This is a genomic window from Streptomyces sp. NPDC104367 (assembly GCF_055583825.1).
The window spans coordinates 17,464-40,658 of sequence record NZ_JBVJND010000047.1 but is presented as its reverse complement, the minus strand read 5'-3'; the positions used below and the strand labels follow the sequence as shown (position 1 = coordinate 40,658).

The 23,195-nt window shown below is 70.0% G+C and carries 16 protein-coding genes; 5 read left to right on the top strand and 11 right to left on the bottom strand.

Translation table 11 applies throughout. From position 1 onward, the window contains the following. Window positions 1-85: 85 nt before the first annotated feature. Entirely contained in the window at window positions 86-457 is a 372-nt protein-coding gene (locus ACZ619_RS41505; protein ID WP_469610862.1) for a transposase, read from the bottom strand. A gap of 424 nt (window positions 458-881) precedes the next feature. Between ACZ619_RS41505 and ACZ619_RS41500 the strand changes: the two genes are divergently transcribed. Together ACZ619_RS41500 and ACZ619_RS41495 are read left to right on the top strand one after the other, a co-directional pair. After that, complete coding sequence (locus ACZ619_RS41500; RefSeq protein WP_469610815.1) at window positions 882-1,868, top strand: alpha/beta hydrolase; 987 nt, start codon at window positions 882-884, stop codon at window positions 1,866-1,868. A gap of 389 nt (window positions 1,869-2,257) precedes the next feature. Next, a complete protein-coding gene (locus tag ACZ619_RS41495) occupies window positions 2,258-2,947 on the top strand; it encodes a TetR/AcrR family transcriptional regulator (protein WP_469610813.1) in 690 nt (229 codons plus the stop codon). A 50-nt stretch (window positions 2,948-2,997) separates the two neighbouring features. Here the strand turns inward: ACZ619_RS41495 and ACZ619_RS41490 are convergent, their stop codons facing one another. Further along, entirely contained in the window at window positions 2,998-3,894 is an 897-nt protein-coding gene (locus ACZ619_RS41490; protein ID WP_469610811.1) for an SDR family oxidoreductase, read from the bottom strand. Between the two features lie 336 nt (window positions 3,895-4,230). On the opposite strand from ACZ619_RS41490, the gene ACZ619_RS41485 reads away from it, so the two are divergent. After that, window positions 4,231-5,082, top strand: a complete 852-nt coding sequence (locus ACZ619_RS41485) for an alpha/beta fold hydrolase (protein WP_469610809.1) — start codon at window positions 4,231-4,233, stop codon at window positions 5,080-5,082. Between the two features lie 227 nt (window positions 5,083-5,309). On the opposite strand, the gene ACZ619_RS41480 is transcribed toward ACZ619_RS41485, so the two are convergent. The 8 genes from ACZ619_RS41480 to ACZ619_RS41445 all read right to left on the bottom strand — a co-directional run bounded on the left by ACZ619_RS41480 (window position 5,310) and on the right by ACZ619_RS41445 (window position 17,938). Then, complete coding sequence (locus ACZ619_RS41480; protein ID WP_469610808.1) at window positions 5,310-7,934, bottom strand: RICIN domain-containing protein; 2,625 nt, start codon at window positions 7,932-7,934, stop codon at window positions 5,310-5,312. Window positions 7,935-7,952: 18 nt separating this feature from the next. Then, entirely contained in the window at window positions 7,953-10,037 is a 2,085-nt protein-coding gene (locus ACZ619_RS41475) for a beta-galactosidase (protein ID WP_469610806.1), read from the bottom strand. A gap of 49 nt (window positions 10,038-10,086) precedes the next feature. Further along, the gene (locus ACZ619_RS41470) at window positions 10,087-12,072 is read right to left on the bottom strand and encodes a hypothetical protein (protein WP_469610804.1); all 1,986 of its coding nucleotides are present in this window, start codon (window positions 12,070-12,072) and stop codon (window positions 10,087-10,089) included. A 32-nt stretch (window positions 12,073-12,104) separates the two neighbouring features. Further along, window positions 12,105-12,992 carry a carbohydrate ABC transporter permease gene (locus tag ACZ619_RS41465; protein ID WP_469610802.1) on the bottom strand — a complete coding sequence of 296 codons (888 nt, stop codon included), beginning with the start codon at window positions 12,990-12,992 and terminating at the stop codon, window positions 12,105-12,107. Beyond that, a complete protein-coding gene (locus tag ACZ619_RS41460; RefSeq protein WP_469610800.1) occupies window positions 12,989-13,975 on the bottom strand; it encodes a carbohydrate ABC transporter permease in 987 nt (328 codons plus the stop codon). The genes ACZ619_RS41465 and ACZ619_RS41460 overlap by 4 nt, the downstream gene beginning before the upstream one ends. Further along, a complete protein-coding gene (locus ACZ619_RS41455; RefSeq protein WP_469610798.1) occupies window positions 13,975-15,300 on the bottom strand; it encodes an ABC transporter substrate-binding protein in 1,326 nt (441 codons plus the stop codon). The genes ACZ619_RS41460 and ACZ619_RS41455 overlap by 1 nt, the downstream gene beginning before the upstream one ends. 340 nt (window positions 15,301-15,640) lie before the next feature. Further along, window positions 15,641-16,666: a LacI family DNA-binding transcriptional regulator gene (locus ACZ619_RS41450; RefSeq protein ID WP_469610796.1), complete on the bottom strand. Its 1,026-nt coding sequence runs from the start codon at window positions 16,664-16,666 to the stop codon at window positions 15,641-15,643. A 198-nt stretch (window positions 16,667-16,864) separates the two neighbouring features. After that, window positions 16,865-17,938, bottom strand: coding sequence for a LacI family DNA-binding transcriptional regulator (locus ACZ619_RS41445; protein WP_469610794.1), 1,074 nt, complete (start codon window positions 17,936-17,938; stop codon window positions 16,865-16,867). Window positions 17,939-18,098: 160 nt separating this feature from the next. On the opposite strand from ACZ619_RS41445, the gene ACZ619_RS41440 reads away from it, so the two are divergent. Next, a complete protein-coding gene (locus ACZ619_RS41440; protein ID WP_469610792.1) occupies window positions 18,099-20,255 on the top strand; it encodes a glycoside hydrolase family 36 protein in 2,157 nt (718 codons plus the stop codon). Between the two features lie 145 nt (window positions 20,256-20,400). Here the strand turns inward: ACZ619_RS41440 and ACZ619_RS41435 are convergent, their stop codons facing one another. Then, entirely contained in the window at window positions 20,401-21,312 is a 912-nt protein-coding gene (locus ACZ619_RS41435; protein ID WP_469610791.1) for an alpha/beta hydrolase fold domain-containing protein, read from the bottom strand. A 937-nt stretch (window positions 21,313-22,249) separates the two neighbouring features. Here ACZ619_RS41435 and ACZ619_RS41430 point away from each other — a divergent pair. Beyond that, window positions 22,250-23,059 (top strand): coniferyl-alcohol dehydrogenase, encoded by an 810-nt coding sequence (locus tag ACZ619_RS41430; RefSeq protein WP_469610789.1) that lies wholly within the window; start codon window positions 22,250-22,252, stop codon window positions 23,057-23,059. The last annotated feature ends 136 nt before the right edge of the window (window positions 23,060-23,195 follow it).

Here is a 23,195-nt window from a genome sequence, read left to right as displayed (position 1 = left end):
CCTCGGGCCCGGAGATCCTGATGCCAACCGGCGGAACTCAGCTCCTTACATCCTCACGCTGAAGCGCGGGTTCGGTTCTCGTCGCTCACACATGTCGGGAATCCTGGAACGGGAGAGGCCGGCTGCCGAGAGTTCGCCAGGACTTGAAGCGGGGGATCTCGCGTTGATCAAGGTAGCCCTGGAAGGCGGTCCGCTGCCGGGGCGAGGGTCCTTCTCCGGTCGGTGGCAGTCGGCTGAGGCGCTCGATGCTGACGGCGATGGTGGTCAGGACGTGTTGGAGGCGGGCCTCGTTCTGCCCTCGGTAGCGACAGCGTCGCGGGCCGTGGCCGTGGGCGAACTCGTTGACCGTGTCCTCGACCCCGGACCGGACCGCATAGCGGGCCTTCCACTCGGCGGTCCGCCGCTCGGTTCGAATGCGAAGTTGCAGGTCGCGTGGTTCGCGTGGAGGAAAACCCACGTTGCCCAGAGCCGCTGCGACCTGTGCCTCCAGTCTCACCAGAGCGCGGGCGGGAGACGGCTCGGGCGGGAAGGCGCGTCATTCGGCTCGGGCGGCCCGCCGGGTGTCGGTTCATCTCGGCGAAATCCCCGCCGGACGGCGGGGCGTACCCCGAACCCGCTCCGCTCATAATCTTGCTCACGTGGTGAGTCGAGGAAGAAGCACGTCGGGTGCTTCCTGGTTCGGGATCACCCGTGGACCGTCGTGATCCCGCGCAGCAGGGTCGTGGCCCGCCGGGACACTCGGTCCGCAGTCGACCCCGCACGGTCCCCCGCGCGGGATGAGCCTGCGTGCGGCCGCCCGGCGCGACGGAGCCCTCCCAGGGCACCGGCAGACCCGACGACCTCGCATCTACAAGTGAAACAAGAACGATCAGGAGTGGCTTGTGGCCGAAGAAACCGTGATGGCCCGGGACCCGCGTGTGCCGACACCCGTGAGCGTCAGCGAACCGGCGCAGCAACTGCTCACGGCACTCTCCACGGCGCCGCCCCCCGGCGCGCCCGAGGCGCCCTCGCCGCCGGACCTCGACGACCACGAGGGGTGGGCGGCATGGATCGAGCTGGGGGAGACGCTGACACGCGAGCAGTACTCCTCGCGTCTGCCCTCCGAGGATCTGCTGACACACACGGAGGAACAGCGGGGTGGCGTCACCACGTACGTACTGAGGCCGAGCACTGTCGCCGAGGACGGCGAGGCGCCGCTGTTCATCGAGATCCACGGTGGCGCACTCGTCATGTGCGGCGGCGATCTGGCGTGGATGATGGCGGCGGAGAAGGCCTCACGGCGCAACGGGATCACCTGGGCCCCCGACTACCGGATGCCGCCGCGGTCTCCGTACCCGGCCGCGCTCGACGACTGCCTCGCCGTCTACCGCCGGGCCCTGGAGGAGCGTCCGCCTGAGAAGATCATCGTCAGTGGCCTGTCGGCGGGCGGGAACCTCGCGGCCGCGCTGCTCCTCCGGGCCAGGGACGAGGGGCTGCCGATGCCGGCCGCCCTCGTGCTCCTGACCCCGGAAGTCGATCTCACCGAGTCGGGGGACTCCTTCCGGACCAACCTGGGGCTGGACTACGCGGGATCGCTCATGCGACCCAATCTGCTCTACGCGGGCGGGCACGACCTGGCGCATCCGTACCTTTCGCCGCTGTTCGGCGACCTGACGGGTTTCCCGCCCACCTTCCTGCAGACGGGTACGCGCGATCTGTTCCTGTCCAACACCGTGCGGATGCACCGCAGGCTGCTGGCCGCCGGGGTGGCGGCCGAGCTCCACGTCTTCGAGGCGATGCCGCACGCCGGATTCGGCGGACACACCGCCGAGGACGCGGAACTCGCCGCGGAGGTGCGGCGGTTCGAGGAGAAGCACACCTCGAAGTGAGTCGCGGGCCGCAGGTGCGGACGGGGCACGGCCGACGGAACGCGAAGGTGACCGACACGGCCTCGTGCGCCTTCCGCATCCTCGGCCGCGCCATGGTCTTCTCCCATGTCGCCCGCGGTCTCAGCCCCCCGATCCTGCCGCACCTCGACGCCCGGACGGCTGAAGCCGGAAAGCCGGAGTCCGGTCTCCCTTCCGCGCCCCTGACCTCGGCACGGGCCCGCAGTGTTCCCTGCCGTCCTCGGGCTGCACCGAGTTTCGTGGAGTGCGGTGGTCAGTGCCGGCGGGAGTGCGGCCGTGAGCGGTCCCGCGCCCGCGACGCCGAGCCGCGTGTGACGTGTATTCTGATGCTTCAAGATCTTATAACTAGGTTATCCGTGTCTGGTGGGCATATGGGAGACGCGTCGAGAGTCTCGGCGGCACCGGGAGTACGGGAGCGGCTCATCGGCTCCACGATCGGTCTGCTGGCGGAGCAGGGGCCGTCGGCCGTCAAGGCGCGCTCGGTGGCGTCCGCCGCAGGCCTGTCGACGATGGTGGTGTACAGCCACTTCGGCGGCATCCCCGAGCTGGTCCGGGCCGTCGTGGATCACGGATTCGAGGAGCTCGGCCGGAGGTTCTCCCGGCTGCCGGTGTCCGACGATCCGGTCGCGGATCTCTTCGTCACGGCGTTGACCTGCCGACGCGTCGCCGCTGAGAACCCTCACCTGTACGACTTGATGTTCGGACTGTCCACGCGCGCGACATACCGACCGCTGGCGGATGCCGACCTCCGGTTCAGCGGACGCTCGGCGGCCTTCCGGAGCGCCTACGCCCCGATCCGCGAAGCGTGCGTACGGCTCCTGGACTCCGGCCGGGTGACGCGACAGGACGCCGACGTCGTGACCGCCCAGCTGTGGAGTTATGTGCACGGCTACGTCACGCTCGAACTGGCCGAGCACTTCACGGATGTCGAGGACCCGGTGGCGCGGGTCCTGCTGCCGATGGGGGTGAACTTCACCGTCGGCCTGGGGGACGAACGGGAGCGTGCCCAGGCCTCGCACGAAGCGGGACTGCGCCGCTTCGACGCGAAGACACCGGGCTGATCGACGCTCCACCCGCGGGGTCCGGCAGCGCGCGCCCGCGGCGAACCGGGCTAGGACGAACTCGCCCCCCGGGTGGAGGTGTCCGTACCCGGTACGAGTTGGTCGTGCCGTCCCAGTGCCGCCACCTCGCGTTCGAGCGTGGGCACGGTCTTCGCTGCGAAACGCCTCGCCCAGGGCCATGCCAGCGGTGAGTTCATGGCCGCCTTGGCCCAGTTGGCCACGGCGATCGCACCGGGGACGTACACGCGGCCGCGCCGGCGGGCGAGTCCGTCGACGATCGCGGTCGCCGCCCGGTCGACGCTGGTGGTGACGTTGCCGGGGTACGGCAGCCGCCTGCGCAGGTCCTGGAAGGAGGGCAGGTCGCCCTCGGCACCCCGGACAAGGTCCGTGTCGATCCACGACGGGTGCACGAGGCCGACCGTGACGCCGAGATGGGCCACCTCCTGGCGGTAGGCCAGCGCCAGCATCTCCACTCCGGCCTTGCTCGCGCCGTACGCGGCCATTCCCCCGAGCGGCATGAAGGACAGCGCCGACGACACGACCATCGCATGGCCCCGGCTGCGCTCCAGGTGGGGAGTCGCGTGCTTCAGGGTGCGGAAGACACCGTTCACGTTGATGTCCATGACGCGCTCGAAGGACGCGTCGTCCGTCTGCCGTACGGTCCCGAAGGCCACGACCCCCGCGTTGGCGAGGATGAGGTCGATTCCGCCCAGGTTGCGCGCGCACTCGTCGACCGCCGACTTCAGGGCGGCCCCGTCGCGCACGTCCGCCGTCTGCCAGGGCACGTCGGGGCCCAGCTCGTCGGCGAGATCACGCAGTCGGTCCGGTTCGAGCCCGAGCAGGGCCACCCGGGCACCCCGGGCCGCGGCGACCCGTGCCACCTGTGCCCCGATACCGCGCGCCGCTCCGGTGACGACCAGCCTTCGGCCTGCCAAGTCTTGTTTCATGGCCTGTAACATAACTTCGTTATTTGGTGCGCGCAACAGATCCCTGTAAGGGGAATGGGTGGGAGGCGGGTGTGGCCGCTCACCTCGGCCACGGGGTGCCGAAGGGTCGAGCAGGCCTCTTGACGCGATCCTTCTGCGATGCCATATATTTCGACCGTAATCTAATTTGGTCAGCCCGTGATGAGCACGGTTCGGCCGTCGTGCGAGTGAACGGCACCTTCTCGCCGTCGCCTCCCCGGCCGGTGCGTGGCGCCCCGGTCGAACTCCGCGGCTGCACAGAGTGGGCTCCTTGCCGGCCGTCCCCTACGACCACCACGAAATAATCGAGGCAGCATCATGGCGACACAGAACGCGACGAACTCCTACATCGACACGCCGACGAAGACCATTCCCGTCAACGGGGTGCGGCTCTCCTACCGGCGGCTCGGCCCGGAAGGTGGTGTTCCGGTCGTCTTCCTGCACCACTTCAATGCGAACCTGGACGAGTGGGACCCCCGGGTCATCGACGGCCTCGCCGCCCGCCATGAGGTCATCGCCTTCGACAACCGGGGCGTCGCCTCGTCGGAGGGGGCGACCCCCGGTTCGGTGGCCGAGATGGCCCGCGATGCCATCGCGTTCATCCGGGCCCTCGGCTTCGACCAGGTCGACCTGGTCGGTTTCTCCCTGGGCGGCTTCGTCGCGCAGGCCATGGTGCAACAGGAGCCGCAGCTCATCCGCAGGATGGTGCTGGCCGGTACGGGTCCGGCCGGCGGTGTCGGCATCGACAAGGTCGGCCGGATCTCCATCCTGAACGTGGTGAAGGCGGCGCTGACGTTCCGGCACCCCAAGCGCTACCTCTTCTTCACCCAGACCAAGAACGGTCAGCTCGCGGCCCGCGAGTACCTGGCCCGCCTGGAGGAGCGCAAGACGAACCGCGACGCGGCGGGCTCGACGCAGACCACCCGGGCGCACCTCAAGGCGATCCACGCCTGGGGGCGTGAGAAGCCGGCCGATCTGTCGGTCGTCCAGCAGCCTGTCCTGGTGGCCAACGGCGAGGCCGACCTGATGGTCCCCACCAGCAACTCGGTCGATCTCGCCCGGCGCCTGCCCAACAGCGAGCTGGTGCTCTACCCCGATGCCGGGCACGGCGGTGTGTTCCAGTACCACGACGACTTCGTCGCGAAGACCCTGGCATTCCTGGAGGCCTGACCCCGACGGCGAGCACGCGGCGGTGTCCACCGCCGCGGTGACGACGGGTGCGGCCGGGGCGTCCCGGTACCGCTGGGGTGCGCCCGTGAGGCCGGCCGCCGGTCCGGGGAAACCGCCGACTGCCGGTCATCGGCCGACAGCCGGAGCCCCCTCGCGCGTCGGCGGGACCGCACGGCGAAGCAGGGGTGACCGAGTGCGGCGGTCACCCCTGCTGCCATGGGGTTCCGCTACTGCGGAATGATCTGGAACTGCTGGTTGGTGCTGCTGCTACCGCTCCACTGGCCGAGGGCGGAGCCGTTGGCGGTGCGGTTCATGCCGTCGATGTACAGGCCCGTCGCCCTGTTCCGGAACCGTACGTAGTCGCCCGCCGTCACCTCCATCCACTCCTGGCTGGTGTCGGTGCGGTCGCTCCACTGGCCGGTGGCCGAGCCGTTGGCGGTGGCGCCGAGGCCGTCGAGATACAGCCCGGTGGCATGGTTCCTGAGGCGGATCCAGCCGCCGTCGGGGACGATCGACCATTCCTGGTTGGCCGTCGATCCGGCCGGCCACTGGCCGGCGTCGGACCCGTTGGCCGTGCGTCCCGCCCCGTCGATGTCGAGCCCCGTGGTCCGGTTCGCCAGCTTGACGTACGACGTGCTGCCGTCGCCGATGGCCGGTGCGATCTGGATCCGGTCGATGTTGGGGGCGTAGGCGGAGCTGTTGCCGAACGCGACGGTGTTGCTGCCGGCGGTCAGGTTCACGTCGACCGTGGTGGTCCAGTAGTTCGACCAGCCGCGGGTGTTGCGGAAGTACACGCGCTGCGCGGTACCGCCGTTGACGGAGATGTCGGCGTAACGGTTGATGATGTTGTAGTCGTTGCCGCCGTCCCCGCGGTTGTCGCCGTTGGCGTAGGTGACGACCATGCGGTAGAGGCCGGAGGAGGCCGCCGTGACACCGTTGAAGGTCAGGGTGTTCGCCGCCCCGTTGCCGAGCCAGTCCACGTAACCGCCGCCGGAGGCCGCCGTGTCCGTCTCGGTGGTCGCGGTGCCGCCGAGGGTGTTGGTGGAGGACTCCGCCTCGTAGCTGTTGATCGTGCCCGAGGTCGACGACGTGACGTCGATCGAGTCGACGGTGATGTTGTCGCTGTCGTCGCTCGTGTAGGCGCCGTAGTCGATTCTGCTGATGCCCTGCGAGAGGAACATCGTGACGGTCTTGGTGCCGAAGGTGTTCCAGTTCGCCGTGCCGGTCAGGGCCAGGTCGGTCAGTTTGGACCCGTTCACGGTGACGCGGGTGGTTCTGTTCGTCGGCGCGCCGCTCGACGGGCCCGCCGAGTAGCGCAGCGTCACGTCGTAGTAGCCGCTGCTCGGGGCGGAGACCACGAAGTTGGTGCTCGCGTTGCTCGAACCGGCGTAGCCGTCGACGAAGTAGGTGCCGGAGTAACCGGTGTTGGAGCCGTAGGTCACGCGGGCGCTGCCGCTGAGGTCCGCGTACTCGGCCTCGTACCGGGTCGGCACGTCCGCCGCGGACAGGCTCGTGGCCGGGGTGATGATGACCTGGTACGCGGAGGTCGCCGTCATGTTCGGCACGCTGACGGTGATCTGCCCGTTGCTGACGGTGTAGTCGCCCTCCTCCACCACCGAGGGGCGGCCCCCGGCGTCCTCGGTGCCGGTGCTGCCGGTGGTCTCGACGATGGCGTGCACGGTGCTGCCGAGGTACGACGCCGAGCCGAATCCCTTGACGACCAGGTCGGTTGAGCCCGAGGTGCCCCCGAAGACGACGCGCGCCTGCTTCTTGGCGGAGTCGAGCGTCGCGATGCCCTGGAGCGAACCGCTCTGGGTCGGCGGGGTGACGGTGACCGTCTTGCCGGTCATCTCGCCGTACCAGTTGTAGAGCCACCAGGCGCCGGTCGCCTCGTTGTTGTGGGTCGTCAGGCCGTTGAGGGTGCCCTCGGTGACCCAGTACGCGAGGTCACCGCTCACCTTGGTGTTCTCCAGGCGGGTCATCCACTGGATGAGCTGGCCGGGCACCCCGAGGTCGCCGGAGGAGCGGGTGTACTCGTTGATGGTGATCGGGCGCGCGGAGAGGCCGAGCGAGGTCTCCAGGGCGCGGAAGGCGTTGTAGTGGGTGTAGTAGTCGGTGAAGGAGTTGTTCTGCAGCTCGTGCCAGGTGACGACGTCCGGGAGGACGCTGTTCGCCTTCGCGTACGTCATGAAGTCGGACATCACGCCGCTGTTGTAGCTGCTGAAGTTCGGGCCGGCGATCTTCGTCGTCGGGTCGAGCGCGCGGATGTGGTCGTAGACGGTCTTCCAGTCGGCGAAGAACTGCTGCTCCGTGGTGGAGTTCGTGAACATCCCGCTGTACCAGATCCAGTCCGGCTCGTTGAACGGGACGTAGACGTACTTTCCGTAGTTGGGGTCGGCCTTCACGGCGGCGACCATGGAGTCGATCTTGCCGAGGTAGTCGGTCAGGCCGTCGTTCTCGTAGGGCCAGTACCGGTAGTCGTCCTGGAGGTAGATCTGGATCTCCTTGACGCCGCTGTCCACGTACTCGGGAGCCACGTCGAACGCGTCGCCGCTGGGGTGTTGCAGGCCCCCTTGCGGCTTCTGCGCGGCCTGCTGGGGGTGCAGGGGCTGCAGCACGTTCTCGGTCGGGACACCGGGGTCGCCCAGGCCGTACAGGAACCCGGACGCCCCGTGGAGGATGTCCCCGGTGCTCTGCGAGAGGTCGACGCCCAGCTGGGCGTTGGCCGCGTAGCTGGTGCCGGGGAACAGCAGCCCGCTGAGCAGGAGCAGGCTGGCGAGGAGTCCGTATGCGACGTGACGTATCGCGTCACCGGGGGTGTGCCGCCGGTCGGCGGCCGAGGGTCTCCACATGGCTGTGCTCGTCCTTCCTCATCGACTTTCACGGGGGGTGGGGGCTGTGTCGCGCAGGACCGCCACGCCGTACGGCGGCAGGTGCAGGCTCCCGTCGGCGGTCGTCGCGGTCTCGACGGTCAGTACGTCGAGGTGCCGGGCCGGGCCGGTGCCGAGGTCGACGGTCACCTGGTCCGTGGTGTGGTTGAGCAGGAAGAGGTGTCCGGTCCCGTCGGCGGCGCGGCGGCGGACGGCCTCGACGCCCTCGGGGGTGTCCAGGACGGGGGCGACCCCGGCGCCGGAGACGCAGTCCAGGACGAGACGGCGGAGGCTGTCCCGGTCGGGCGCGGTGCCGATGTAGGTGGCGGTGCCGGTGCCGAAGCGGTGCCGGGTGGCGGCCGGGGATCCCTTCAGGTCGCCGTCGGTGTAGGTGGCGAGGGCCTCGGCCCCGGCGAGCTCGATGACGTCCTGCCAGTCGGTGGCGGTGCCGCCGTGGCCGGCGTGGCTCAGCCCGCACGTCTCGCCCGGCACCATGGGGGCGAACTCGTCGATGCCGATGCCCAGCAGTTCGCGGAAGGCACCGGGATGGCCGCCGGTACGGACCCGGTCGTACTCGTCGACGATGCCCGAGAAGTACGACATCAGCAGGTGGCCGCCCGCGCGGACGTATGCGGTGAGACTGGCGGCGCCGGCGTCGTCCACCAGGTAGAGGTTGGGGACGACGACCAGCCGGTAGCCGGTGAGGTCGTCGTCCGGGCGGACGAAGTCGACCGGGACATTGGCGTGCCACAGCGGGCGGTAGTGGTCCATCAGCCGGTCGGTGAAACGCAGGTCGTTGGCGGGGTGGTCGGGGCCCTCCAGGGCCCACCAGCTCTCCCAGTCCCATACGACGGCCACGTCGGCGCGGTCGTTGGCACCTCCGGCCAGGCCGCCCAGCTTCGCCACGTCCCGGCCCAGCGCGGTCACCTCCCGCCAGGTGCGGGTGCCGGTGCCGCCGTGCGGGACCATCGCCGAGTGGTAGCGCTCGGCACCGGCCCGGGAGGCACGCCACTGGAAGAACATCACCGAGTCCGCGCCCCGGGCCACCGCCTGCAGCGAGCGGGGCCTCAACTGCCCTGCGGGACGGGCGTGGTTGCGGCCGTCGGTGAGGTTGTTCCCGGTCGCCGACTCCAGCATCAGCCAGGGCTTGCCACCGCGCAGGGAGCGCATGAGGTCGAAGTTGTACGCGGCCGCCAGCGGGCCCTCGGGATCGCGCGGGCCCGCGTAGATGTCGAGGGCGACGACGTCCTCCTCCGCCGCCCACCGCCAGTAGTCCAGGTGCTTGAAGGAACCCATGAAGTTGGTGGTGACGGGAACGCCGGGGGTGTGCCGGCGGACGATGTCCCGTTCGGCGGTGTAGCACTCCAGCGCCGCCGCGTCGCAGAAGCGGGCGAAGTCCAGCAGCTGGCCCGGGTTGGGACCCGAGATCAGCCGGGAGCGCGGAGCGGGAGTGCCGATGTGCTCGAACGAGTCGTAGCGCTGGCCCCAGAACGCCGTGCCCCACGCCTCGTTCAGCGCGTCCACCGTGCCGTGGCGGTCGGCGAGCCAGCGGCGGAAGTGGGCGACGGAGGCGGGGCAGTGGCAGCCGAAGCCGACGTACTCGTTGCCGATGTGCCACATGGCCAGCGCGGGATGGCCGGCATAGCGCTCGGCCAGCCGCTCGGTGATCCGGGCCGCGTGGTGGCGGAAGACCGGGGAGGACTGGCAGTAGTGGACCCGGGAACCGAAGGCCACCCGGCGGCCCTCACCGTCCACGGGCAGTGTCTCGGGGAACTCGTGGGCGAGCCAGGAGGGCGGCGCGGCCGTCGGCGTGGCCAGGTTGACGCCGACGCCCGCCTCGGCCAGCAGGTCCATCACCTCGTCGAGCCAGCCGAACTCGAAGACGCCGGGCCTCGGTTCCAGCGTGCCCCAGGAGAACACGCCGACGGTCACCAGGTTGACGCCCGCCTCGCGCATCAGACGGACGTCCTCCCGCCAGGTGGCGGCGTGCCACTGCTCGGGGTTGTAGTCGCCGCCGTAGGCGAGGCCCTGCAGCCGCTGACGCAGGCCCGCCAGGCGTGCGTCGGCGGAGTCGGGACGGGACACGGGTGCTCCTTCAGATGGTCGGGGAAGTCGAGGAAGGTGGGGTGTGGCCTCAGCGGCTCTCGTCGGATCGGAGCAACAGGGCCAGAGCCCAGTCCTGGTCGTTCATGAGGGGATCCGCCCGGTGCGCGGGACGCCCGTCCACACAGCTGGGCAGCACGAAGGCGCAAGTCGCCAGGCCGTCGGGGGCGAAGTCGACGAGGTTGGCCGCGAAGATCGCGTCGGCCGTCCGTTCGGTGTCCGCGTCCCGCAGGGGCTCGGGAAGCTGCCGGAGCGCGACCGCCGTGAGTACGCTCCAGTAGTGCGGGAACGTGTCGCCCCACAGCCGGTCGGCGCCGAACCAGTACCCGTCCCAGTGCCGGATCCCGATGTCGCGGAGCCGTACGTGCGGCTGGGGCCCGCCAAAGGCGCGCAGCCACGGCAGGGAGGTACGCAACGCCGTCAGCAGCCGTTCGTCCGGAGCCATGCCGTATGCCGTCGCCAGCAGGCTGACCAGCGGCGCCACCATGGACTGCTCGTAGTTCACCTCGTGCCGGGGAAGGGCCGTGCCCCGGTCGGCGAACCCCAGCGCGTGTTCGGCCAGCGACGTCCGCAGCCGCCTCGCCCGTGCCGTCTCGCCCCGCCCGTCGAGCGAGTCGGCCACCGCGGCCATCGCCTCGGGCTGCCCGATGAGCAGGTGGCCGCCGGCGCCGAGGGCGTACGACGACTCCAGCAGCCGGGCCGCGGTGTCCAGGTCCGCCGGATCGCCGTACAGGGCGAACTGGTCGTGGAAGAAGTGCGCCAGCCAAGGTGTGTTGTAGAGCCGCAGTGGCTCGGATGCCGGGCGGCTGCTCCGGCGGACCGAACCGTCGGGCTCGATCAGGTGCCCGCGGGCGAACCGGGCGAAGCCCCGCAGCGCGTCGTCGATCGCGTCCGCGTCCCCCCAGCCCCGCCGCCGGGCCTGCTGCAACAGCACGGGCATGCAGACGCGTTCGGCACCGTCGGTCCAGTCTCCCCAGCCGTTCTCCGTCTGGGTCAGGCCGGTCCGCCGGTCCACCGGCAGGAACGCGTAGCGTTTCGGCTCCGGGCGTTCGTGCGGGCGGTGTTCGCCGAGTATGCGGGGGAGCCGGGCCTCGACCAGTTCCCGTACCGGGGCCAGTGTGGCGACGGCCGTCCGGCTGCGGCGGCCGGCGCGCTCGACCTCGATGTGCCGCACGCCGTGGGGGTGGGACGGGACGCCGTCGTCGCACGGGGAGGCGAGTACCGCGCCCTCGGCGAGACGGATATCCAGGTCCGCCCCCGACGGAGCGGTGAGGGACGGCAGTTCGGCGGGTGCGTCGGTGGCGGCGAGGAACGTCTTCCGGTCGTCGTACCAGCCGACCTCCCACGCGAGGACGTAGGCCTCCCCGGCGGCCAGCTCCAGGACCGGCTGGCCGCCGAACGCCTCGGGGTTGCGGGCGTGGTCGGTGGGATGGACGACGAGGTGGCCGCGGATGTCGGACCAGGTGGCGGAGTTGCGCGACTCGATCGAGTAGGCCCACAGCGCGCCCGTGCGGACGATCACGCCGAGGAGCGGAGGAGTGCCGGCCATCGGCTCGGCCAGCACCCACGACCAGGCCCCGCCGGTGAACACATGCGCGTGACAGCTCCGGGCCAGCGCGCCCGACGCGGTGTCGTAGACGTCCCCGACCGGCACGTTCAGGCCGAGCCCCGTGACGCGCAGAGTTTCCTTGCCGGTGTTCGTCCAGGTGCAGCGCTCGGTGTAGTGGTCCCCCTCGACCCGGCGCCGGACCTCCAACTCCAGCCCGGGAAGCGGCCGGTGGCGGACGGTCACACCGTCGGCCCGCCACTCGGTCTCCCGCGGTGCCTGCCAGCGGCCGGAGCCGCGCGAGGTGATCGCGAAGCCCGAGCCCCAGCCGTGGTCCGGCCCGTGCCAGGTGTCCCTGGCCGGGTCGAGCAGATAGAGCCGGTCCGGATCCGCCGGGTGCCGGAATGCCACCGGTGAGCCTTCGGGGCCGAGGTCCACCCGCCCGCCGCCGAACTCGAACCGCCGTGTCACAGGTGCTCCTCGAAGAAGTGAGCCAGGTGAGGTCATCCGCTGAAGCCGGTGCCGACGAGGGTGGGACGCCAGTACTTCTGCAGGGAGAAGAAACCGGCCGCGAGCGGCAGGACCGACACGAGCGACCCCGTCATCACGACGCTGATCAGGTCGGCGGAGGCACCGATGGTCTGGGTCTGGCCGTTCAGCACGTCCAGACCGAGGGTCACGGGGTACAGCGAGGAGTTCTTCAGCATCACCAGTGCGAGGAAGAAGTTGTTCCAGATGGCGACGACCTGGAAGAAGAAGATGGTCACCAGGCCCGGAGTGAGAGTGGGCAGCACCATCGACCGGAAGATCCTGAACTCGCTCGCGCCGTCCACCCGGGCCGCGCTGATCAGGTCGTCCGGAACCATCGACTGCACGTAGATCCGCGCCAGGTACACCCCGAACGGGTCGACGACCGAGGGCAGCAGCACGGACCAGTACGTGTCCGTCAGATGGGCCGCGCTCATCATCAGGAACAGCGGCAGCACCAGGGCGGCCTGGGGGACCAGGACACCACCGAGGACGAGCGTGAAGAGGAACGAGCGGCCCCGGAAGTGGAACTTGGCGAACGCGTAGCCCGCCGCGGCGGCCAGCAGGGTGGCGAGCACCCCGCCGATCACCGCGTAGCCGATGCTGTTGGCGAGCCAGCGCAGGTAGATGCCGTGCTCGTAGGTGAACGTGAGCCGCAGGTTGTGCAGGAGCCGGTCCGGCCCGGCGAACCAGAGGCTGAAGCTGGAGTACAGCGTCCCCGAGTCCTTGGTGGCCGCCACGATCAGCCACCAGACCGGGAGGACGAAGTACAGGGCGAACAGGCCCATCACCAGCCCGACCGGGACGCGTCCGAGCGTCCACTTCGAGCGGTTCGGGGCGGCCGTCCGGACGACGGCGCTCATGATCCCTCCCGGGGGGCGGCGAGGCCCGCTGCGCGCGAGGTCAGGCGCAGGAAACCGAAGGACAGGACGAAGGTGATCAGTGCCAGGGAGACGGAGATGGCGGCCGCCAGGGGCTGGTCGTTGTTCCCGTAGGCGGCGTCGTAGGCCATCATGTTCGGCGTGTAGCTGCTGTCGATGGCGTTCGAGATGTTGGACAGGATGACGGGCTCGTTGAACAGCTGCAGCGTGCCGATGATGGTGAACAGGCCGGTCATCACGACGGCCGGCAGGACGATCGGCAGCTTGATGCGCAGCGCGATCGTGATCTCCCCGGCCCCGTCCATGCGGGCCGCCTCGACGACGGTGGCGGGGATCGACTGCAGGGCGGCGTAGATGATCAGCATGTTGAAGCCCGCACCCGCCCAGATCATGATGTTGCCGATCGAGGGCAGGACCAGGTCGGTCCCGACGAGGTTCACCTCGCCGAACCCCATGGCCCGGGTCGCCGAGTCGATCGGGCTCAGGCCCGGCTGGTAGAGGAATCCCCACAGCAGGGCCGCGATCACTCCGGGCACGGTGTAGGGGAGGACGTAGGCGGCCCGGAACAGCCGTCTGAACACCGCGAGCCGGGAGTCGAGCAGGAGGGCGAGCACGATCGCCAGGCCGAGCATCAGCGGGACCTCCACGGCGCCGAACGCGAGCAGCCGCAGGACGCCGTGGTAGAACTCCGGGGTCGTGAACACGGTCACGTAGCTGCTCAGGCCCACGAACTTCAGCTGGGACCCGCCGAAGCCGAGGCCGCTGAAGGTCTGCCGGTACAGGCTCGTGTAGAGGGCGTAGCCGATCGGGAAGAAGAAGAGGCCGGCGAAGACCAGCCCGAACGGCGCGAGGAACCCGTACGCGGCCATGCGGTGTCCGCGGTTCCGGCGGATCCGTCGCGGCCTGCCCGCCACCGGCTCCGCCCACCGGCGCGTGGGCGGAGCGCTGTCGATGGTGGACGTCATCAGGACGCCTCGGTCACGTTCATGCCCTGCTTGCGCATGTACGCCACGACGGACTTCTGTGTCGCCCGCAGCGCCTCGGCCATGGTCATCTTCCCGTTGACCGCCTGGCTGAGGTAGTCCTGCTCGGTGGTGAACCACTCGTGGGCCACCGGTCCGTAGTTGAAGTCGTGCGCGACCGTGTGGTTGGAGGCCGAGATCTGCTGGTAGATCTTCTGTCCGCCGAAGAAGCTGTCGGGCTTGCCGAGGACCTCGGACTTCTGGGCCTTCAGGTCGGTGGGATAGATGGTGATCTTGGGGATCCAGTACTTCGTCCACACGTCCTGGTCGGTGGTGAGGAACTTGGCGAACTCCAGGGCCTGTGCGGGGTGCGCGGTCTTCTTGAAGACGACCGCCGAGGAACCGCCCCAGTTGCCGGTCGACGCCACCCCCGGGGTCCACTGCGGCATGGCGGCGACGGCCCACTTGCCCGCCGTCTTCGGGGCGACCGACTTCAGCGGGCCGGGCGCCCAGGCAGCGCTCATCCAGGTGGCGAGCTTGCCGGTGTTGAGGGCCTGCGACCACTCGCTGGAGAACTGGGGGAGCGTCATGATCGACTTGGAGTCGAGGAGCTTCTGCAGCGTGTCGGCGACCTTCAGCGACTCCTTGCCGGCTATGTCCACGACCCAGGTGTTGCCCTTCACCTTGAACGGGGTCGCTCCGGCCGCCCAGGCCATCGCGTTGAACGGGGAGGCGTCGTTGGTCGGGAAGTCCGCCAGGTAGACGCTCGGGTCCTTCTTGTGCAGGGCCTGCGCCACCTGCACGTACTCGTCCATGGTCGTCGGTACCTTCAGGCCGTACTTGGCGAGCAGGTCCTTGCGGTAGTAGAGGTTCAGCGGGCCCGAGTCGATCGGCAGGCCGTAGAGGCCGTCGCCGACGTGGACGGTGTCCCATGCCCACGACTCGAAGTTCGTGCCCAGTGCGGAGGCGTGCCCGCCGGACACGGTGTCCAGGTCGAGCACGGAGCCCGTGGTGACGAACTGCGGCAGGTACTCGGTGTCGAAGATCGCGACATCGGGAGCCTTGCCGGCCTTGACGTCGAGGAGCAGCTTGGCCTGCGGGATGGTGTTGCCGCTGGCCGCCACGACGTCCAGCTTGACGTGGATGTCCGGGTGCAGCTTGTTCCACCGGTCGAGCAGGACCTTGCTGTCGGGGAACGGCGACTTCACCCAGAACGTCAGCGTGACCGGGCCCTTCGCCGCGTCGCTCGATCCGCCCGAGCCGCAGGCGGCACCCGTCAGGGCGACCGCCATCGTCAGGGCGGTCGCGGCCAGACGCCGCCGCGTCACCACCGGACGGTGACGGCGGCCCGGGACCGCGGACGCGAGCGCCGCTCTGACGGGCCGTGTGGAAGTTTCGTTGTCGTGCTCGGACACCGTTGGCTCCTTTACCTTCAGTGCGAGGGGCGTTTCTTGGCTGTGGTCGGGACCTGCGGCCGACACGGCCGCAGTCCGACCCGTGTGGTGCGTGCGGAACTGTGGAGTGTGAGGGGTGGGTGTCGATGCGTATCGACGAGTGGACCGTGTGCGGTCGTCGATACGCATCGACGGAGGGGCCATGCTGGACTCGGAGCGTGCCACCTGTTGCTCCGCAGCCGTCGGCCGCGCAGGTCGGGGAAGGCGGGTCAGGTCAGGGAAGGTGGGTGAGGACGGTGGTCGCGCGACGGGTCAACCGCGAGGGGACCAGTTCGACGCCGAAGGGCGGCGGGTTCCCGCCTCCGTCGTCCAGCAGGGCGAACAGGGTGCGCATCGCGCGCCGGGAGATCTCGCGGGGCGCGTGCGAGACGTTCGTGACCGGCGGCTCCATCTCGGCCGCGGCCGAGTCGGTGCAGTGACCGACGACCGAGATGTCACGGCCGGGCACCGTCCCGCGCCGGAGCAGGGCTCCCAGCACATGGGGAATGGCCGAGGTGTGCGGCACGATCAGCCCGTCGGCTCGCACGGCGTCGCTCAGCGCCGCGTCCACCACCGTACGGGCGCCCGACGGGGAGGACTCCGGCAGCTGGACGAGGCCGGTGCGGATGCCGGCCGCCGCCGCCGCTTCGTCGACGCCGTGCTGGAACTGGCCCACGAAGCTGTTGTCCCGCGCCACCGTGTGCGGCGGGTGTCCGACGACCACCACGCGCCGGTGCCCGGTGCCGACCAGTTCCCGCACCGCGAGCCGGCCGGCCTGCGTGAAGTCGATGTCCACGCAGTGGAGGTCGGTGGCATCGTCGGGGACGCCGATCAGGACCACCGGCACGCGCAGCGAGGAGAGTACCGGGATCCGTGCGTCATGGGCGGTGACGACCATCATGACGATCGCGTCGCACAGGGATCGGCTGTCGAGCCGGGTCAGCCCCGCCGCCCCCTCGTCCGCCGTCACCAGAAGCACGTCGTGGTCGGCCTCCCGGGCGCACTGGGTGATCGTCTCCAGGAACGGCACCACACCCTGGTCGCCGAAGTCCCCGCCGACCGGCACCACCAGCCCGATGACCCGCGTCCGCCGGCCGGCCAGTGCCTGCGCCCCCGCGTTCGGTTGGTACGACAGCAGACCGATCGCGGCCTGGACCCGTCTGCGCGTCTCCTCCGAGATCGGGCGCTTGCCCGTCATGACATAGGAGACGGTGCTCTGTGAGACCCCGGCGAGACGGGCTACGTCCCTGCTGGTGAACACGGGTGCACCTCCTTCCGTCGGCGTCGATGCGTATCGATGGGCATCGACGGGGTTCGCGGGCGCGGGACCGGACGCGGTGAGCGGGCAGGACGGTGGGGGAGAGAGACGTGACGCGACGGGCGGGGCGCGCACGGCCGTCGGGCGGGTGCGGGGACCGCCGGACGTGCGGGAGGCTCGGGGGCGGTCGTCGCGTCGCGGTCATGGGCCGATCCCTCCGGAGCTCTCGCGGACGATGAGTTCGGTGCCGCCGAAGGCCGGTGGCGGAGGCGGGTGACCGCCCTCGATCTGACTGCGCAGCAGCACGAACGCGTCGCGGCCCAGCCTCGGGAAGTCCATGCGGACCGTGGTCAGAGCGGGCGTCAGGAAACCCGCGTGGGGAGCGTCGTCGAAACCGATCACGCTGACGTCGCCGGGCACCGACCGGCCCGCGTGGTGCAACGCGCGGAGCATGCCCAGCGCCAGGTCGTCGTTGCCGCACAGGATCGCGGTGACGTCCGGGTCGTGGGCCAGTCCCTGTCCTTCCTCATAACCGGCCTGCGCGTCCCAGCCCTTGCCGCCGTGGGGCGCCGGCGGGGTGACGCCGGCCTCCTCCAGTGCCGTGCGCCAGCCCTGGGCACGCGGCCCTTCCGAGCGCCGGGAGCCGGCGGACGTGGGGATCGCCACGTAGTGAACGGTCCGGTGCCCCAGCCCCAGCAGGTACGCGGTGGCGGCGCGGGCCCCCTCGCGGTCGTCGGCCCACACGGCCGGCCGGGGAGGTTTCCGGCCGTGCGGGGGCGCTTCGACGACCGCGGCGCAGGGCACATCGGCAGGGACCCGGCGCAGAGCCGACGCCCCGAGCCGGTCGAAGCCGATGACCAGGAGCCCCCCTGCCCCGGCTGCGGCCGAGGAGACCGTGCGGCCCAGGTCGTCCTCGGGCGTCAGTACCCGCACGCCCAGCGAGTAGCCGGTCGTGCGGGCCTCCTCCTCCAGCCCTTGAAGCGTGGCCGCGTAGCCGTAGAGGGTGGTGTTGGACGTCAGCACGGTGACGGACCGGGTCACTCCGCTGGCCAGCGCGAACGCGGTGGCGTTGCGCCGGAACCCCAGGGCGTCGATGGCCTCCTCGACGCGCCTGCGGGTCTCCTCGCGGACGTTCGGATGACTGTTGATCACCCTGGAGACGGTCTGGTAGGAGACGCCCGCCGCCTGGGCGACGTCGCGAATACTGGCCGCCTTCCGGGATTCCCGTACGGGGCCCGGACGGTCGCCGTCGCTTGTGTGACCGGTCACATCCATGCCAGGATTGTGAGCGGTCACAACGGTGCCGTCAAGAGATTGAAACCAGGCATTTACGCGACGATCACACCGGCACCTCGCTCCAGGGTCCGGTACCGCACCGGACGGAGGCCTTCGGACGTTCTGCGAGAGGCCCCACACCACAGAAGGGGAACCCCAGTTGATCAGTGCTGTCGAAACAGCGGAGAGATCCCTCCTCTGGTCCCACGAGATCCTCGGCCTGCATGCCCTCGCGGACGCCGCCGGATCGGTACGGCTCGGATCCCCGGGGCAGGACTGGAACTCGCTGCTCCCCCTGGTCGAGGTCACCGCCACCGGCCACGGCCGTACCTGGTCGGGGGAGCGCTTCATCGACACCGCGATCGGTGAGCGGCTGCTCTACCGCGGTCACGAGGCGGTCCAGGACGGGGACTGGCGGTGCACGACCATCGGCCTGGCGGATCCGGTGACCGGCCTGGCCGCCGAGGTCACCCTGCGGACCCGTGCGGGCACCGGCTTCCTCCGCTCGCAGGTGCGCCTCGTCAACGAGGGCGGCGCTCCACTGCAGTTGGAGAGCGTGTCGAGCCTGACCCTCGGCGGCATCACCGACGCCACCGGCGGAGTGGAGGGCCTGACCCTCCACTGGGCGGACAACGACTGGCTCGCCGAATGCCGTTGGCGGCACGCCGCGTTCCGGGACCACGTCGTCGACCTCGCCCGGTCCGCTCACGGCCACGAAGGACGCGGCTGCTTCGAGCGCTGCTCACAGGGCAGTTGGTCCACCGGACGGCACCTGCCGGTCGCCGCCCTCACCGATCCGACCGGGCGTGCCTGGCTCTGGCAGATCGAGTCCGGCGCGGGCTGGCGCTACGAGATCGGCGAACGGGAAGGCGCCGCCTATGTGGCGCTGTTCGGGCCGGACGACGCGCACCACCAGTGGCGCGAGACACTGGCGCCGGGCCAGGAGTTCACCACGGTCCCGGCCGCCCTGGTCGGAGTCGGGAGCGGTGGCCTCGACGCCGCGTTCGGCGAACTCACCGCTTACCGCCGCCTGATACGCCGCGCACACCCCGATCACACCGTGCTCCCCGTCGTCTACAACGACTACATGAACACCCTGATGGGTGATCCGACCACCGACAAGCTCATGCCGCTCGTCGAGGCGGCGGCCCTGTCCGGGGCCGAGGTCTTCGTCATCGACGCGGGCTGGTACGACGACGACGCCCAGGGCTGGTGGGACGCCGTCGGCGCCTGGCAGGCCTCCGGCAGCCGCTTTCCCGGCGGCATCAGGCAGATCCTGGACACCATTCGGCGGCACGGAATGACCCCGGGACTCTGGCTTGAGCCCGAAGTCGTCGGAGTCCGCAGCCCGTTGGCCCGGACCCTGCCGCCCGAGGCGTTCTTCCAGCGGGGCGGGATCCGGGTCACCGAACACGGCCGCCACCAGCTGGACCTGCGCCACCCGGCCGCCCGCGCCCACCTCGACCAGGTCGTCGACCGGCTCGTGGGCGACTGGGGCGTCGGCTATCTGAAGCTCGACTACAACATCAACATCGGTCCCGGCACCGAGACCGGCACCGCGGGCGCCGGCGCCGGACTGCTCGGACACCACCGCGCGTACCTCGACTGGCTCGGCTCGCTGCTCGACAGATACCCCGCTCTGGTGCTGGAGAACTGCGCCTCGGGCGGGCTGCGCATGGACTACGCCCAACTGGCCGTCACCCAGCTCCAGTCCACCAGCGACCAGCAGGACCCCCTGTGCTGTCCGCCCATCGCGGCTGCGGCCGCCACCGCGGTGGCCCCCGAACAGGCCGCCGTCTGGGCCTACCCCCAGCCGGAGTTCGGCCTCGACGAGATCGCCTTCACCCTCACCGGCGCGATGCAGGGCCGCATCCACCTGTCCGGCTTCCTCGACCGCATGAACGCGGAGCAGTTCGAACTGGTCCGCTCGGGCATCTCCGCCTACAAGGCCATGCGTGCGCAGATCCCCGGCGCTTCCCCGTTCTGGCCGCTGGGACTTCCCCGTTGGGACGACACCTGGATCGCCTCCGGTCTGCGCGGCCGTACCGCCACCCATCTCACCGTGTGGCGCCGGCCTGCGGTCATCGGTGCACACGGCGGTGCCCCGGATCCACGGGAACGGCACGACCCCGCCGACGGCTCCCGCACCGTGACGCTGCACCATCTGCGCGGTACCGGCATTCGTCCGGCGGTGGTCCACCCCCTGCGGTCCGACGCCACGGTGGCCTGGGAGGCGGCGACCGGACGGCTCACGGTCTTCCTGCCACGCCCCGGCACCGCCGTACTCATCCGGCTCGATCCGACGCCGGAGGCGTAGGGTCCGGGCAGCAGCAGCAGCCGACAGACCGTCACCTGCGAAGGCGTCGTCCTGTCGTCGGTGGCCACGCTCGTGCGAGACAACCTGCCCAGACTGATGCGGCGATGATCCGCCACCCTCGCCGCATCAGTCGGACCGTGTCCGCTCAGGCGCCGAGGTGCTGCTTGAGCCACTGCCCCATGTGAGTGATCGCCTCGTCCACCTCGGGCACGCGCCCTGCGGCCAGGATGAACGAGTGCTGTCCCTCGGGCATCACGTGGACCTCGGAGGGGATCTTGAATTCCGCGAGCCGGCGCCCGAACTCGGCACCCGCGTCGGAGAGCAGCTCGTGCTCGCCGTAGTACAGGAGCGTGGGCGGCAGACCGGTCAGGTCGGCAAACACGATGCTGACCTCAGGATCGGTGTACTTCAGGTCGGGGTTCTGGAGATAGACCTGGCGGCCGAACTCCATCAAGTCCTTGGTCAGCATCTTGTCGTTGTCCGCGTTCTCCTCCATGGAGGCGTACTGCAGGGTGAAGTCGGCCAGGGGCGAGATGCTGAGAATCGCGCCCGGGGCCTCCTCTCCCTTGGCGAGGAGGCGGAGGGCCAGCAGCACCGCGAACGCACCGCCGATGGAGTGACCGGTGCTGCCGATGTTCCGCGGCTCGTAGCCCTGCGAGAGCAGCCACCGGTAGGCCGCCTCGATGTCGTCGAGCTGGGCCGGGTAGGGGTGCTCCGGTGCCAGGCGGAAGTCCACGACCAGGGAGCGGACACCGGCGGCCTTCGCGATGTGGCCGGCCGCCTTGCGGTCCGAGTGCATCGAGGCCGCCACCGCTCCGCCGAAGTGGAAGTGGAGCAGGGCCTTGTCGGGGGCGGCGCCTTCGGGGATGGCCCAGAGGGCGGGGACGCCGTTGGCGTCCACCTCGGCGTAGGTGACGCCTTCCGGCTCGGTCGACGCCCGCTGGTACGAGTCGACGACATCGCGCAGGACGGCCAGGTCAAGGCCCGGAGCCTCCGCCTTGGCGCGGACACTGTCCAGGAACTTGACGAATTCGTGTGCTTCTGGGCTGACGGCCATGATGATGCTCCTTTTGCATGTGCACGGCTTTGCTCCAACATCAAGCGACGCCGTGCGGTGTTTGAATGATGATCGTAATCCTAAGATGCCGATCGACCGTTGGCAAGCGCTTCCTGTATGTCCTGGAGTGAGCGCGGTGGGTGAGGGGCGGGAGTCCTGGCGTACGGGCGCTGTCTGCGCAAGCGGATCGCTGTGGCGGGGTGGGCGTGCGGGGTGGCAGGCGTGCATGTCTGCCCGCTTCGGGTGCCGCGGTCGAGGTGGCGTGCCCCCGTTCGGTCGGGTGCCCACCCGCCCTGTGGGGGCCTTTCGTGATGCGCGCCACTCGATGTCTTGAACGCAACTGACCACTACCGCTCCCGTAATGGGTGCGGTGCCGCTTGTGGCCCCACCCCCTCTCCGGCCTATTGTCTCATGAACGTAATTCAATGGGTGGGGCTTGCCAAGCCCGTGATGGTGAGGCGTGCGGTCACTCTGCCGCGACCTGCAACAACCGGGTGACCGCAGTGGTCCAGAAAGCAGCCGAACCCGGCATCTGCGCACCTCGGCCCGTCCCGTGAGGTCACTCACCACCAGGAAGGAGGACATCGTCATGCGACGACACACCGCACTCTTCTCGTTCACGCTCGCGGGTCTCGGATCGGCCGGCGCCGTGCTGCCACCGCGACAGGCAGGGGTGGCACCGCCCAGTGCGGTGGCGCGCCTGCCTGTCGCGTTTCCGCAACCGCACGCACGTGGGAACACGCCGCAGCCGTTGGCGGCGACGCCCGGTGGCCGTCGTCACGGTCCGCCCGGGCGGCGAGCCGGCCATGGGGATCCGCGGCGTTTGTCCGTCCGCTCGGAAGAGGTGGCGCCGTTGGGGATTGTGTGGTGGTCTTTGCGCCCGCCGCCGGGGCGGAGCGGCCGTCGGGCCGGTGAACTGTGGAAAGAAGCTGTGCACATGCTGGATTTGCCGCGGTACGACGGGCGGCGTGTGGTCGTGACGGGAGCGGCCTCGGGGATCGGCAGGTCGACGGCCGAGCTGCTTGTCGAACTGGGCGCCGAGGTCGTGTCGATGGACGTCGACGAGACCGAGGTCGGGGCTCGGTTCGTGGGCGTCGATCTGCTCGATCGTGAGTCCATCGATCGGGCGGTGGCCGAGATCGGCGGTCCTGTGGACGTGCTCTTCAACTGCGCGGGCCTCGGCGGCACCGCGCCGCCGGTCAAGGTGCTGGTCTGCAACTTCTTCGGTACGCGTCATCTGACGGAGGCCGTTCTTCCACTGATGCCGGAAGGCTCCGCCGTGGTGACGGTGTCCTCGACGGCCGGCGTCAGCTGGCGCGAGCACGTCGACGAGATCCGGCCGATGCTGGAGATGGTGACCTTCGAGGAAGGCGTGGCGTGGTCCGAGGAACGCGCGCCGCAGGACGCCAACGACGGCTATGGATGGTCCAAGCGCGCCGTCACGCTCTACACGATGCTCAAGGCGGTCCAACTCGCGCCTCGGGGCATCAGGATCAATTCGGTCAGCCCGCACGCGAAGGTGACGCCCATGTGGCAGGCGCTCGTCGACGTCGCGGACGAGCAGCTGACGCAGTTGGCGAAGGGGCTTGCGGTGCGTACCGCGACTCCGGAGGTGCAGGCGCACGCCATGGCGTTCCTGTGCTCGGGCGCGGCTCGCCATGTGACCGGGACCGACCTGTTGGTCGACGGTGGGTTCATCGCAGGCATGACCAACGAGATGGTTCAGGTCAAGCTGCCGCCTCTGTGACCCGGCCGCGTGCGGCCCGCTGCGGGCGGGCCGCACTACCGACGGTCGGAGACACGATCTCTCTCCCCCCGGGCAGTCGGGCGCCGCTGTGGTCATATTCACATCCGAGCGATCACCTACAGTTATTTACTTGGAC